The 13,951-nt window shown below is 71.0% G+C and carries 11 protein-coding genes; 3 read left to right on the forward strand and 8 right to left on the reverse strand.

The genetic code is table 11. From position 1 onward, the window contains the following. Nucleotides 1-18 precede the first annotated feature (18 nt). Complete coding sequence (locus IOD14_RS11180; protein WP_123992249.1) at nt 19-495, reverse strand: roadblock/LC7 domain-containing protein; 477 nt, start codon at nt 493-495, stop codon at nt 19-21. Beyond that, nucleotides 492-3,296, reverse strand: coding sequence for a sensor histidine kinase (locus IOD14_RS11185; RefSeq protein WP_123992250.1), 2,805 nt, complete (start codon nt 3,294-3,296; stop codon nt 492-494). The genes IOD14_RS11180 and IOD14_RS11185 overlap by 4 nt, the downstream gene beginning before the upstream one ends. Before the next feature lie 368 nt (nt 3,297-3,664). On the opposite strand from IOD14_RS11185, the gene IOD14_RS11190 reads away from it, so the two are divergent. Further along, nucleotides 3,665-4,630, forward strand: a complete 966-nt coding sequence (locus IOD14_RS11190) for an ABC transporter substrate-binding protein (protein WP_123992251.1) — start codon at nt 3,665-3,667, stop codon at nt 4,628-4,630. A 150-nt stretch (nt 4,631-4,780) separates the two neighbouring features. On the opposite strand, the gene IOD14_RS11195 is transcribed toward IOD14_RS11190, so the two are convergent. From IOD14_RS11195 to IOD14_RS11215, 5 genes are read right to left on the reverse strand one after another with little or no spacing between them, the layout of a single operon-like run. After that, on the reverse strand, nt 4,781-5,674 hold the full coding sequence (locus tag IOD14_RS11195) for an ROK family protein (protein ID WP_123992946.1): 894 nt from the start codon (nt 5,672-5,674) through the stop codon (nt 4,781-4,783). A gap of 2 nt (nt 5,675-5,676) precedes the next feature. After that, a complete protein-coding gene (locus IOD14_RS11200) occupies nt 5,677-7,302 on the reverse strand; it encodes an ABC transporter ATP-binding protein (RefSeq protein ID WP_123992252.1) in 1,626 nt (541 codons plus the stop codon). Then, a complete protein-coding gene (locus IOD14_RS11205; protein WP_249126261.1) occupies nt 7,299-8,171 on the reverse strand; it encodes an ABC transporter permease in 873 nt (290 codons plus the stop codon). Before IOD14_RS11205 ends, IOD14_RS11200 begins: the two co-directional genes overlap by 4 nt. Before the next feature lie 26 nt (nt 8,172-8,197). Beyond that, entirely contained in the window at nt 8,198-9,157 is a 960-nt protein-coding gene (locus tag IOD14_RS11210) for an ABC transporter permease (RefSeq protein WP_123992253.1), read from the reverse strand. Continuing rightward, nucleotides 9,157-10,902, reverse strand: coding sequence for a peptide ABC transporter substrate-binding protein (locus IOD14_RS11215; protein WP_212670164.1), 1,746 nt, complete (start codon nt 10,900-10,902; stop codon nt 9,157-9,159). Before IOD14_RS11215 ends, IOD14_RS11210 begins: the two co-directional genes overlap by 1 nt. A gap of 180 nt (nt 10,903-11,082) precedes the next feature. Between IOD14_RS11215 and IOD14_RS11220 the strand changes: the two genes are divergently transcribed. Beyond that, entirely contained in the window at nt 11,083-12,276 is a 1,194-nt protein-coding gene (locus tag IOD14_RS11220; RefSeq protein WP_123992255.1) for an ROK family transcriptional regulator, read from the forward strand. On the opposite strand, the gene IOD14_RS11225 is transcribed toward IOD14_RS11220, so the two are convergent. Beyond that, complete coding sequence (locus IOD14_RS11225) at nt 12,273-12,413, reverse strand: hypothetical protein (protein WP_160160175.1); 141 nt, start codon at nt 12,411-12,413, stop codon at nt 12,273-12,275. The genes IOD14_RS11220 and IOD14_RS11225 overlap by 4 nt on opposite strands. Between IOD14_RS11225 and IOD14_RS11230 the strand changes: the two genes are divergently transcribed. Further along, the gene (locus tag IOD14_RS11230; RefSeq protein WP_212670165.1) at nt 12,412-13,920 is read left to right on the forward strand and encodes a M81 family metallopeptidase; all 1,509 of its coding nucleotides are present in this window, start codon (nt 12,412-12,414) and stop codon (nt 13,918-13,920) included. The two genes, IOD14_RS11225 and IOD14_RS11230, sit on opposite strands and share 2 nt — an antisense overlap. Nucleotides 13,921-13,951: the final 31 nt, after the last annotated feature.

Raw genomic sequence — 13,951 nt, forward strand, 5'->3', positions numbered from 1 at the left:
ACTGCGCTTCCTCCTCGGTCAGCGCTTCGACGTGGCGCCGACGCTGTTCTTCAGCTCGAGCACGAGCTGGGGACTGAGCGCGGCACCGGCACGGTTCGCGAACAGCGTCATCTCGTACGCGATGTTGCCGAGCTTGGCCTCCTTGTCGGTGACGACGCCGAGGACGGCGCCGCTGCCGATCGCGGAGACCAGGACATGGCCGCCCTCCAGGTCGATGATGACCTTGTTGAGGCCGCCGAGGCCGTAGTTGCCGGAGGCCCCGGCGGCCAGGCTCGTGATGCCGGAGACGATCGCGGCCAGTCGTTCGGAGTCAGCGTGCTCGCGCAGCTCGGACACGGCGATGAGCAGCCCGTCCGAGGACACGGCGATGGCGTCGACGACGCCCGCGGTCTCTGTCGCGAAACGGTTCAGCAGCCAGGTGAAGTCGGCTGCGGCGGCCTGCAGGTCGGCGGGCGTGGTGCCTTCCGTAGGCGTGTCACCTGTGGACGTGCTCACTGCTCCGCTCCTTCCGGGGAGTGGTTCTGTTCGTGCGGGGGGTTGGATGCGGTCTGACGGGTTTCCACGTCGTCCCTGAGTGCGGGTCTGGTGTGGCTGCCGGTGTCGCTGTCCCGGTGGGCGCGCTCCACGGCCGCCTCGAACTCGTCGAGTGCGTCACGTACGGCCTCGGCGTCGGCGGGCCGGGGCGGGACCGCCTTCTGCAGGGCGTCGGCACCGACGGTGGTCCGCAGGGTGGCGCCGCGTACCCGGCGGCGCAAGGGACGGGGCCCGTCTCCTTCCGCGCCGGTCCCGGTCACGTCACCGGTGCGGGCCTTCGGGATGAACGGGGGTGCGGGAGAGGGGGTTTCGGAGGCCGTGGACCCGGTGCCCGGGCCGGTGGGGGCCGCATCGCGCTGGGGGACCCGGCGGGGGAGAGGTGCGTGATCGCCGTCACCGGAAGCGCCCCCGGTGACGCCGGGCTCGGAGGGGGCAGTACCCCGGGCCGCCGTGCCCGCGGCCGCCTCCTGACCGGAGTCGGGCCGTACCGCCGTAGGACCTGTCGACGGGGCAGGGGCCGGGGCCGGCGTCGTGTTCGAGTCGGTGTCCGAGTCGGTGTCCGAGGCCCAGGCCGGTGCCGGGCGGGCGGCGGGTGCGCCGGTACCCGCGCCGGAGTGCACTGCGGCCGCCGTCGAAACCGTACGGGCGTCCTCGGCCGCGTCCGGGACGGAGCCGGAGTGTCCTGCCGTGGCCGCCGTACGGGCATCCGTCGCGGCGGAGTCCGTCGCCGCGGCTGCTGTCGGACCGCCGGCGGCGACCGCCACCGGGCTCATCGTCAGCAGGAGGGAGGAGGGGATGGTGACCTCGGCCGTGACGCCGCCGCCGGGGGTGCGGGAGAGGGTGACCGCCACCTCCCAGCGCCGGGCCAGGGAGCCGACGACGAACAGACCGAGCACCTTCGTCGGGACGAGGTCGAGGCGTTCGCGGCGGATGAGGCGGGCGTTCTCCTCCTCCAGGCGCTCGGCGCTCATGCCGAGACCGTGGTCGGAGATCACGACCAGCGCACCCTCGTGGCTGTCCTTGACGATGACCTCGACGGGGCTGCCGGCGGGGGAGAAGGACACGGCGTTCTCGACGAGTTCGGCCACCATCAGCGTGAGGTCGCCGATGATGTCGGGCTCGACCATGACCTCCGTGCCGACCTGCAGGGAGACCCGCTGGAAACCCTCGATCTGGCCGAGCGCGGCCCGCACCACGTTGGTGAGCGCGAGCGGCCCGGAGTCGAGGACCGTCTCACGGATGCCGGCGAGCAGCATCAGGCTGTCGGCGTTGCGGCGCAGCCGGACCGCGATGTGGTCGATGCTGTAGAGGCGCTCCAGCAGCTCCGGATCGGTCTCGCCGCGCTCCACCGCGTCGATCAGGGCCAGCTGCCGGGTGGTCAGGTTGCTGACCCGGCGGCCCACGTTGCCGAACATCTCGGCGACGTTGCGGCGGCTGAGCACCTGGCGCTCCAGGAGCGCGAGCGAGGTCGTCTGCACCTGGTTGAACACGTCGGCGAGGTCGCCGATCTCGTCCTTCGCGGTGACCGGCATCTCCTGGAGCCGCGGCGGACCGTCGTCCTCGGTGTCGTCGTCGGCCACGCGGGCGAGCTCGCGGCCCGCCACCTCGGCGACCTGCTTGGCGGCACCGGTCAGCGCCTGCACCGGACGCACCACCGAGCGTCGTACGGCGACCGAGAAGGCGAACCAGAGCACGAAGCCGAGCAGAGCCGCCCCGAGCAGCCAGGCGGCGTTCGAGCGCGCGTCCCGGGAGGCGGCGTCGGCACGGTCGGCGATCTGGTCGATCAGCGAGGTGGTGGTCTTCAGCCGCGTCCGGGCCTGGGTGCGGTAGTCCGGGTAGGAGTCGAGCGCCGTCTGGAAGGCGGCCTTGATCTCGGCGGGGCTCCCCGCCTGGAGCGATCCGGGGTCGATCTGGAGCTCGGCGTACTGCCGGGCGATCGTCGCCTGGGCCGTGTTGTGCTCGATGTCGCCGAGTTCCTCGGCCTGCTCCGTCGTGGCGAACCGGCCGAAGCGCTCGACCTGGTGGGTGTACTCGTCGTAGGAGCCGATCGCGCCGATCAGCTCGATCAGGGCGTTGGAGTCGCCGGTCGTCGCGGAGAAGACACCGGTCTCGAAGGAACCGTGCGCGGCGTCCGCGCGCAGCAGCGAGTCGAGCAGGTTGCCGGTGAAGGTGGCGGCGAGGGCCGGGTTGCGGTCGAGCCCGAGACCGTCGATGAGCCCCTTGGCGGCGTCGCTGTAGGCCGGGTCGATGTTGTCGGCGGGCAGATACGCCTTCTCGATGGTGTTGCGCAGGTCCTCCAGGCCGTTGACCTCGCGGAGGGCCTGGGCCTCCTCCTCCGGCAGCCGGTCGCCGAAGGTCGAGAGGACCTTCTCGACCTGGTTGTCCACACGGGTCTGGGCCTCGCGGTAGGCGCTCTGCGAAGGGGTGTTGCCGTCCCAGGTGGACTGGTGGCGCACCGAGAGCAGGACGGCCTGCTGGTGCTCGGCCTCCAACTGCCCGACCAGCTTGGCCACCTGGGCGCTGTCCCGCACCAGCTGGGCCGCGTCCGAGGCGTCCTGGGACTGGCCGACCTGGTCGGCGAAGAGATAGGCCAGCAGCACGGCGACCACCGCGAGCGGCACGCCCACGAGGATGTTCAGCTTGCGCCGGAACGGCCAGCGTTCGGCGAAGTCCCGTATGCCACGTATGCCGCTGCCACGTATGCCGTCCCGGGCCGGCGACGGTGCCGGCCGGGTGGACGCGCCCACCTCGTTCGTGGACACCAGCCCTCCTTCGTGGGTGTCTCGGTCGGCGCGCGACAACCGCACATGACCGATCCTGATCGCTACGGGACGTGCATAGGACACCTGAGTGGCTCCTGCACGCCTGTGTGACCGGCGCCAACTTCGGCGAGACTACAGCCTCTTCCGACAGCGCTTGCCGCTGCCCTGAGTCAAGAATCCGTTACAACCTGCGCCGTACCCGGCGGGCCGGTTTCGCTCTTCCTTCACAACCGGCCACGGGTTGACGCCAATTGTGACCAGGCCGGTCTTGACTGAGCCAGAACGGGCTGGATTGGATCAGTGCAAGGGCTTCCCTCCTCGAACGCCCTTGAACCACTTTGAATCCCCTCAGTTCCGGAACGGGAATCGTGACTTCTACCGCCGCACTCCGCAGGTCCCTCAGGAAGAACCCCGGCGTGGCCGCCGTCGCGCTCGCCGCCGCGACGGTGCTGTTGGCGGGATGCGGGTCCTCCGACGACACCTCCGACCCGCTCTCCGAGGACACGGCCGGCGCCGGCAGCGGCGACACCGTCGTCGTCGGCTCGAACAACTTCGCCGAGAGCATCCTGCTCGCCGACATCTACGGCGAGGCCTTGAAGGCCAAGGGCGTCAAGGTCACCTACAAGCCCAACATCGGCAGCCGCGAGACCACCTACGGCCTGCTGAAGAACGGCTCCATCACCGTCCTGCCCGAGTACAACGGCTCCCTGCTGGCCTACCTCGACAAGGACGCGAAGCAGGAGTCGATCCAGGCCGTGGACGCCGCGGTCAAGGCCAAGCTCGACTCCAAGCTGACGCTGCTGGACTCGGCGCCCGCGGAGGACAAGGACTCGGTCTCGGTCAACGCGGCCACCGCGAAGCAGTACAACCTGACCGCCGAGTCCACCCTTGCCGACCTCAAGGCCATCGCCCCGGACCTGGTCATCGGCGGATCGCCCGAGTTCCAGACCCGGCAGCAGGGTCTGCTCGGCCTCGAGTCCGAGTACGGCCTGAAGTTCAAGTCCTTCAAGGCCCTCGACGCGGGTGGTCCGCTGACCCAGGCGGCGCTGAAGAAGAACACCGTGCAGGCCGCGGACATCTTCACGACCGACCCCACCATCACCAAGGAGAAGTTCGTCGTCCTCAAGGACCCGAAGAACCTGTTCGGCTTTGCGAACGTGACCCCCCTGGTGTACAAGTCCGGCCTCTCCTCGGAGGGCGTCGCCGCCCTCAACGCGGTCTCGGCCAAGCTGGACACCAAGGCGCTCCTCGACATGGACTACCAGGTCCAGCTGGAGAACAAGGACCCGCTGGACGTGGCGAAGGCCTGGCTGAAGACGAACGGCCTCGGCTGACCTCGATCGACGACCGGCCTCGGCTCACCTCGATCGACGACCGGCCTCGGCTGATCCCGATCGGCGCGCGGCCTCGGCCGGCACCGATCCACGACCGGCGCGGACACCCGCCTCCACGGGGGTGATCCGCGCCGTTCGCGTCCGCGCCGCTCACGCCCCGAGTTCCGCCCGCACCCGCGCCGCCGCTCCCACCGCCACCGCGTCCGCGCCGAGCAGCGCGGGCACCACCCGCACCGGATGCCCGCTGACCGGCGGTTCGGCGCCCAGGGCCCGCAGGATCGGTGGTGCGAGGAGCGCCCAGGCGCGGCTGACGCCCCCGCCGATCACGACGGTGGTGACGTCCAGGAGCCCCGCCGTGACGAGCAGCGCGCGGGCGACGGCGGTGCCCGCCTCCTCGTACACGGCGAGCGCGTCCGGGTCGGCGGCCTCCGCGCTCTCACGGGCGCTCAGTGCACGCCCTGTCCGCTCGGCGTACCGCGCCGCGATCGCCCGTCCCGACGCCAGTGTCTCCAGATGACCGCGCCCGCCGCACGTGCACGGCAGGTCGCCGAAGCCCGGCACGTGCCCGATCTCGCCCGCCGCGCCGTGCGGACCGTCGTACAGTGCCCCGTCCAGCCACAGCGCCCCGCCGACCCCGGTGCCCAGGGTCATCCCGAGCACGTGCGGCTCACCCGCGACCGCTCCGGCCGTGGCCTCGCCGCGCAGGAACGCGTTGACGTCGTTGTCCAGGAACGCCGGCACCCCGAGCGCCTCCTCGAACGCGGACGTCACCGCGAACCCCGCCCAGTCCCGGAAGGAGTCGCTGGCGACCAGGATCCGCCCCCCGCGCGCGTCCACCACGCCCGCCGCCCCGACCCCGACACCCAGCAGCCGTGCGCCCGTACGGTCGAGCAGCCGGCGTACGGCGGCCAGCGCGGCGCCGGCCATCGCACCCCCGCCGGCGGCCGCGGGGGTGGGCACCTCCAACCGCTCCACCACGGTCAAGTCGCCCGAGAGCAGCGCTACTTGGGTGGTCGTGCCGCCGATGTCGACCCCGGCGAGCACCTTCACGCGGTGGCCTCCGTCCGCCGTCGGGCCCGCCGCTCCCGTTGGACCACCGGGTCCGGCACGGGTACGGCCGCGATGAGCCGCCGCGTGTACGCGCTCTCCGGGCGCAGCAGCGTGGACATGGTCGCCCCCTGTTCCTCGATGCGCCCGTCCCGCATGACGACGACCCGCTGTGCGAACTCCTGCACCACGGCCAGGTCGTGGGAGACGAGGAGACAGGCGAACCCCAGCTCCCGCTGCAACTCGGCGATCACCTCCAGCACGGTCCGCTGCACGCTCACATCGAGCGCGCTCGTCGGCTCGTCCGCGACCAGCAGCCGGGGTTCCAGCACCAGCGCCCGCGCCAGACTCACCCGCTGCCGCTGACCGCCGGACAGCTCACGGGGGCCGCGCTCGGCCAACTCCTGCGGCAGCCGCACGAGTTCGAGGGCCTGCGCGACCCGGTCCCGACGTTCCGCCCGCGACATGCCCCGGCGGTGCACCCGCAGCGGCTCGGCCACGCACTGGGCCACACTCATCCGCGCGTCCAGCGAGGCCACCGGGTCCTGGAGCACCACACCCACACCGGACAGCAGGGCCCGCCGCTTCCGGCCCCGGACCCGGCCCAGGTCGGCCCCGAACAGCGACGCCGAGCCGGAGGCGGGCGCGATCAGCCCGAGCGCGACCCTGGCCGCCGTCGACTTGCCCGACCCGGACTCGCCCACGAGCCCGACGGTCTCACCGGGACGGACGTCGAGGGAGACGCCGTCGAGGGCCCGGACCCGACCGAACCGCACCGACACCTCACGCAGCCGCACCACCGCGGGCTCCTCGACCTCGACCGGGGGAGCGTCCTCGCCGGTGAACCTCAGCCGCGGCACCGCCGCCAGCAGCTCCCGCGTGTAGGTGTGACCGGGCCGCAGCAGCACCTGCTCCACCGGCCCGCTCTCCACGACCTCGCCCCGCAGCATCACGGCGACCCGGTCCGCGAAGTCGGCCACCACGCCCATGTTGTGCGTGACCAGCAGGACACCGGTGCCGGAGTCGGCCGCCAACCGCCGCAGCAGATCCAGGATCTCGGCCTGCACAGTGACGTCGAGGGCGGTGGTCGGCTCGTCCGCGATCAGCAGGCTCGGCGAGTTGGCGATCGCCATGGCGATGACGACCCGCTGCCGCTGGCCGCCCGACAGCTGGAAGGGGAACGCCGAGGCCCGCCGCTCCGGCTCGGGAATCCCGACACGGCGCAGCAGCTCGACCGCCTCCCGGGCGGCCTCGGACCGGGAGACGGCCCGGTGATTGCGTACGACCTCCGCGATCTGGGCACCGACCCGGGTCAGCGGATCGAGAGCGGTGGCCGGTTCCTGGAAGACCATGGAGGCGGTCCGTCCTCGCAGCCGGGCCAGTGACGCCTCCGACGCGCCGACGATCTCCGTGCCGTCGACCGTGATCCGCCCCGACGCGCGCGCGTTGCCCGGCAGCAGCCCCATCGCGGCGAGCGCGACCGTCGACTTGCCGGACCCCGACTCGCCGACCAGCGCCAGGGTCTCGCCGGGCCGCACCCGCAGCGACACCCCGCGCACGGCGGGCACGTCACCCGTCTCGGTGGAGAAGGTCACCCCGAGGTCCTCGATGGCCAGGATGTTCACGCCCGTCCCCTCACGTCGAAGGCGTCCCGCAGGCCGTCGCCGATCGCGTTGAACGCGCACACGACGAGGATGATCGCCAGGCCCGGTGGCACGATCAGCCACCAGCGCCCCGAGTACGCGGCCGTCAGCCCGGTCGACAGCATGCCGCCCCAGTCGGTCTTCGGCGGCTGCACACCGAGGCCCAGATACGACACGTACGCGATGAGCAGGATCGCGTCGGCGACCTGGAAGGTGGCCGCGACGACGATCGTGGAGACGGCGTTGGGCAGGATGTGCCGGCGGATCGCCCGCCCGTGCGTGCCGCCGGTGGCGCGCAGTGTCAGCACGTAGTCCCGGTTCTTGAGCGTGAGCGTCTCGGCCCGCACGAGCCGGGACGGCACCAGCCAGGACACCAGCCCCAGCACGACGATCAGCCCGAGCGTGCCGGGACTGGTGATGGCGGAGACGACCAGCAGGATGAACAGCGCGGGGATGGCGATGCCGGCGTCGACGACCCGCATCATCACCGCGTCCACCCAGCCGCCCACGTATCCGGCGACCGCGCCCCACAGGGTCCCGATGACCGTGGCGAGCACCCCGGCCGCGAGCCCGACGAGCAGGGAGACCTGACCGCCGTACATGAGCCGCCCGAGCTGGTCATGCCCGACGGCGTCGGTACCGAGCCAATGGGCCGAATCGGGCGCCAGGTTGACCTGGGTGAGATCGGTATGGGTCTGGTCGGTGGAGTACACCAGCGGGCCGACGAAACAGAACAGCAGGAAGAGAACGACCACAGCGCTCCCCGCAACAGCGAGCCGATTTCGCGCGAAGCGCGCTCTCAGCGGCGAGGGGGTGCGTCCCTTCGCGGCTCCGCCGCGGGGCGCGATCAGCCCCCACCGGCCCGCGCTTTGAACACTCACGCCCGCCCCTCCTTCACCCGAGGATCCACAACCCGCTGCACGACATCCGCGAGCAAGGTCCCCACCACGGTCGCCACCGAGATCACGAGCACACACCCGAGCAGCACCGGATAGTCCGACGACTGGGCCGCGGACCAGAACAGCAGCCCCATCCCCGGGTAGTTGAACAACTGCTCCACCACCAGCGCGCCGCCGAACAGCACCGGCACGTAGTACCCGAGCATCGCCACGACCGGGGTCAGCGAGTTGCGGAGGACGTGCCGGAAGAGCACCGCGTACTGCGAGGCCCCACCCGCCCGAGCGGTCCGCACGTAGTCCTCCGAGAGGTTCTCCAGGGTCGCGCCGCGCATGTACCGGCTGAACACGGCGACCATGGACGCGGCCCCGGTCACCACGGGCAGCACCAGCGCCGCCGGGTCCGCGAACACCTGCCCCAGCGTGTCCCCCTGGGGTGCCTGGGAGGGGAACCACCGCAGGACCTGCGTGAACAGCAGGATCAGCAGCAGTCCCAGGAAGTACACGGGCGTGGAGTACGCGACGAAACCCAGCGTGGTGATGACGTAGTCGGCCGGCTTGTTCCGTCGCACCGCCTGCCACATCCCGAGCGGCACCGCCAGCAGCAGCCCGACGACGGCCGACAGCACGGTCAGCACCAGGGTCTTCGGCAGCCGTTGCCCGATCAGCCGAGAGACCGCTTCGTTCAGCGTGTACGACGTCCCGAGATCCCCCTGCACCAACTCGCGCAGATACAGGACGTACTGCACCGGCAAGGACCGGTCGAGCCCCTGCTCGTGATTGAACGCGGCGATCTGGCCGGCCGTCGCCTGCGGTCCGAGGATTCCGCGTGCGGGGCCCCCGGGCAGTGCGTGCAGCAGGCCGAAGACCACGATCGTCACGATCAGGATCACGGCGAGGGCCTGAAGGAGCCGGCGGACGAGGTAGAGCACCGTGTCCACTAGTCGGTCCACTTCCACTGCGCCGGGTGGAAGTTGGCGAGCGAGTCCTGGGAGAAGCCGCCGAGTCCGTCTCTGACGACGGAGATCTGGTAGTCCGGCTCGGGCAGCCAGATCACCGGCAGGTCCTTCGCGAGGGCCGCGCTGTAGTCCTGGATCGCCCGGTTCGAACTCGACGTCGTGGAGGCGGAGACGAGCTTGTCGACGTCCGCGTTCGAGTAGCCGCCGAAGTTGGAGCCGCCGCCGGTCTGGAACAGCGAGTCACCGGTCGGGAAGGCGTTGAAGTACCAGCTGCCCGCCGTGCCGAAGAAGCTCAGCTGCCACTTGCAGATGGGCTGGCCCGAGGTGCACTGCGGGGTCTGGGAGAGCACCGAGTTGACCGGAGCCGTCCTGATGGAGAACTTGATGCCGCTCTTCGCGAGCGAGGACTGGATCGCGCTCATCATGTTGTCGGTGACCGCGGAGCCGGACTGCGAGAGGACCTGCATCTCGAACTTGGTGCCCTTGGCGATGCCTTCACCGCACTTCGCGGGCTCGGCACAGGTCATCACCCCGCCCTGCTCGGTCCAACCGTGGCTGGTCAGGAGCGACTTGGCGGTGTCGTTCGAGAAGGGGTACGGGTTGTCCTTCTGGACCGGCGACAGGAAGTCGGAGGCCTGTCCCTGCGGGATCGGCCCGTATCCGGGTACCGCCGTGCCGTTGAGGACGACTTTCGCGAGGGTGGTCTGGTCGATGGAGTGCTGGACGGCCTGACGGGCGTAGAGCTGCTTGAACACGGCGCCCATCGCCGGGTTGTTGAAGTTGTACGGCATGTAGGTGATCGCCCAGCCCGACCACGGCTCCACCTTGTAGCCCCGCGCGGTGAAGCTGTCCTTCTGGTCGAGGTCGGTGGCCTCGATGTAGCCGTAGTCGACGCTGCCGGAACGCAGGGCGTTCTTCTCGGCGTCCGCGGTGGTGAAGGGGAGCAGGTTCACCGTGGGGATGTTCGCCTTCTCGCCGCCGTCGTACTTCTTGTTGGCGGTGAGGACCACTTTGCCCGCCGTGGAGAAGGACTTGACGGCGTAGGGGCCGCTGACGGTCTTCCACAGCGGGTCGGAGGCGTACCCGGAGATGTTCTTGGCCGCGTCGTTCAGATACGTCCACGCCTGCTTGGCGTCCCGGCCCCCGGCCCAGGCGTGCTGCGGCAGCGGGGTGATGGAGTTGAGCTCGTTGGCCAGCATCCACTGCGGGTTGTAGGCCCGGTCGAAGGTAATGGTGAAGTGGCGGTCGTCGACCGTCCTGAAGGACGTCCAGTTGTCCGGCGCCTTGCCCGGGTTGTAACCCGCCCACTGGGCCTTGTTCGCCTTGATGAGGTCGAACCAGAACTTCACGTCCGCCGAGGTGATCGGCTTTCCGTCGCTCCAGTGCCGGTCGCCCAGGGTGATCGTCACGCTCTTGTTGTCGGCGGCGAAGTCGGCGGCCGTGGCGACCGAACCGGCCTTGTTCCAGGCGATCTTGCCCGTGGAGCCGTCGTAGGCGATGAGCGGCTCCCACAGGGTGTTCGCGATGGAGATGTTGTTGGTGTTGAGGTGCGCAGCGGTGCCGATCGGCAGGATCCAGTTCGGGGTGAAGTTCGCCGGCAGCGCGTAGTTGATGACGTCGTGCGAGGACGACGACGTGCCGCTCGACCCGGAACACGCGGTGAGAAGCAGGGCGCCCGCGCTGAGGGCGGCGGCGCCGGCGAAGAGTCTCGTGCGGACAGGGGACATGGTTGCTCCAGGGACAAGGGAGGCGGAAGCGGGGGTGGAGCCAGTGAACGCCCCGTCCGTTGGAAGAAACAGGCGCGCCGCTGTAAAAAGCCTGTTTCTGCTGTTCTGGAAAAAGGACAGGGAGAGTTTTGGGACTTACGCTCGACGCCCCGACCCCGGAATTCGGGAGTAACTTCGTCCATGCTTGAAAAAAGTCCGCCATCGCATCGCCGGCACGGCACCGGCTTCTCCTCCCTCGCCGAGGGCGTCCTCGAACTCCTCGCCTCCGGACAGGCGTCGACCCGTACCGAACTCGCCGCACTGCTGGGTGCCGCCCCTTCGACCGTGTCCTTCGCGGTCGGCCAGCTGCTGACCCATGGCCTGGTCGCCGAGGAGGGCACCCGGTCCTCGACCGGCGGACGACCGCGCAAGGTGCTGCGGCTCGGCGGCAGCGACGGGTACGCGGTCGCGGCCGACCTCGGTGGAAAGCACGCGCGCGTGGGGGTCGTTCACCCCGGGGGCGGCCTGACCGACGTGTCGACCGTGCCGTTCGCCACGGCGGACGGCCCCGAGGCCGCGCTGCCCGGCCTGGCGGACACCCTCCAGACCCTGATCGACCGGCACGGCCGGGACCGGCTGCGGGGCGTCGGCCTGTGCCTGCCCGGCCCGGTCGACGTGGAACCGGGACTCGTCACCCTTCCGGCGCGCATGCCCGGCTGGAACCGCTTCCCGGTACGCGACTGGTTCGAGGAGCGCTTCGCCGTGCCGGTGGCCGTCGAGAACGACGCCAACTGCATGGCCGTCGGCGAGCACAGCGTCCGGCCCGCCGAGCACCGGCAGTCGATCATGGTGAAGGTGGGCTCCGGGATCGGCGCGGGCGTCATCGCGGACGGACGGCTGTACCGGGGCGCGACCGGCGGGGCGGGGGAGATCACCCACGTCCGCGTCGAGGCCGCCCAGGACACGCCCTGCTCCTGCGGCAACACCGGCTGCCTGGAGACGGTCGCCTCGGGCGCGGCACTCGTGCGGATCCTGCGGGAACAGGGCCTGCGGGTGGCGGCCACCGAGGACGTCGTACGGCTCGCCACCGACGCCGACCCCGAGGCCACCCGCGCGGTCCGCCGGGCCGGTGGCTACCTGGGCCGGGTCCTGGCGGCCAACGTCAACTTCTTCAACCCCGACGCGGTCTATCTCGGCGGCATCCTCTCCACGCTGGAACCCTTCGTCGCGGCCGTTCGCAGCCAGCTGTACGAGGGCTGCCATCCCCTGGTGACACAGCACCTGGTGATCGAGCGGACGTCGCTCGGGGCGGACGCCGGGCTGGCGGGGGCGGGTCAGTTCGCCCTGCAGCGGGCGCTGGCGCGGGCGATGCAGACGGTCACGGGGGGCCTCTAGAGGCGCTGGACCGTGTCCCTGCGCGGTTCCGCCGCGCGGGCACGGCCGGACACGACGAACCCGCAGTCCACGAATCCGCAGCCGACGAATCCGCGGCCGACGAATCCGCAGTCGACGAACGACCTGGAGCACCCCATGCCCCCTTCCCGTCCCGTGATCGCCGTCGCAGGACTCGGCATCGAGTCCTCGACCTTCTCCCCGGCCCGCACCGAGGCCCCCGCCTTCCACCCCCTGCGCGGCGACGACGTCCTCACCCGCTACCCCTTCCTCGCGCCGGGACGACCGCTGCGCGAAGCCGCCGACTGGAGAGGCGCCCTCGTGGGCAAGGCACTCCCCGGCGGCATCGTCACCGCCGCCGCCTACGCCGACCTGACCGCCGAACTCCTCGACCGTCTGGCCCGGTCGGACCCGATCGACGGCCTCTGGTACGACATCCACGGCGCGATGACGGTGGAGGGCGTGGTCGACGCCGAAGCCGAACTCCTGAACCGCATCAGGGAGATCACCGGCCCCGACACCGTCATCTCCGCCTCCATGGACCTGCACGGCAACGTCTCCCGCGAACTGGTCCACCGCACCGACCTGATCACCTGCTACCGCATGGCCCCGCACGAGGACGCCATGGAGACCAAGGAGCGGGCCGCCCGCAATCTCGTGGACCACCTCGCGAGCGGCGCGCCCCGCCCGGTCAAGGCCTGGATCCCGGTCCCCGTGCTGCTGGCAGGGGAGCAGACCTCCACCCGGATCGAGCCGGCGAAGAGCGTCTACGCGGCCGTGGCGGAGGTGGAGGCGGCCGACGGAGTGACGGACGCGGCGATCTGGGTGGGCTACGCGTGGGCGGACGAACCCCGCAACCGGGCCGCCGTCGTCGTCACGGGCCCTTCTGCGGACGCGGTGACGACCGGTGCCGAACGGCTCGCCCGCGGTTTCTGGAAGGCCCGCCACGACTTCGGCTTCGTCGCCCCGACCGGCACGATGGAGGAGTGCCTGGACGCGGCCCTGGCCTCCCGGAAACGGCCGTACTTCATCAGTGACACCGGCGACAACCCCACGGCGGGCGGCGCGGGTGACGTCACCTGGGGGCTCCGACAGGTGCTGGCCAGGCCGGAGTTCGCCGACCCGTCCGGCCCGACGGCGATCTACGCCTCGCTCCCGGGCCCGTCCGCCGTCGACACGGCCGTACGGGCCGGCGTCGGCGCCACGGTCACCGTCACCGCGGGCGCCGAGGTCGACGACCGGCACGCGGGCCCGCTGACCCTGACCGGGGTCGTCCACGCGATCCGGCACGGCGACCCGCACGCGCGGACCGAGGTGGTGCTGCGGGTGGGGAGCGTGTACGTGGTCCTGACCCGGCTGAGGAAGCCGTACCACTGCGAACACGACTTCACCGACCTGGAGTTGGCCCCGCGCGAGGCGGACGTCGTGCTCGTCAAGATCGGGTATCTCGAGCCTGAGCTGTTCGCGATGGCAGCCGACTGGAAGATGGCCCTCACTCCCGGCGGTGTCGACCAGGACCTGCCGCGTCTGGGCCATCGCCGGATCCGCCGGCCGATGTTCCCCTTCGACCGCGAGATGCCCGAACCGGACCTCGGGGCCCGGCTGATCCCGTCCTCGAACGAGGAGCTGACCGGTCCCGACGAGTGACAGCGGGTTCCGACGCGTGACGGCGGATCCT

This window comes from Streptomyces sp. A2-16, from assembly GCF_018128905.1.
Lineage (GTDB): Bacteria > Actinomycetota > Actinomycetes > Streptomycetales > Streptomycetaceae > Streptomyces.

What these genes read in the sequence shown, in the direction of transcription:
- IOD14_RS11225 (WP_160160175.1), bottom strand. Translation starts at nt 12,413, where the DNA reads ATGGGGTGCTCCAGGTCGTTCGTCGACTGCGGATTCGTCGGCCGCGGA.
- IOD14_RS11230 (WP_212670165.1), top strand. Translation starts at nt 12,412, where the DNA reads ATGCCCCCTTCCCGTCCCGTGATCGCCGTCGCAGGACTCGGCATCGAG.
- IOD14_RS11215 (WP_212670164.1), bottom strand. Translation starts at nt 10,902, where the DNA reads ATGTCCCCTGTCCGCACGAGACTCTTCGCCGGCGCCGCCGCCCTCAGC.
- IOD14_RS11220 (WP_123992255.1), top strand. Translation starts at nt 11,083, where the DNA reads ATGCTTGAAAAAAGTCCGCCATCGCATCGCCGGCACGGCACCGGCTTC.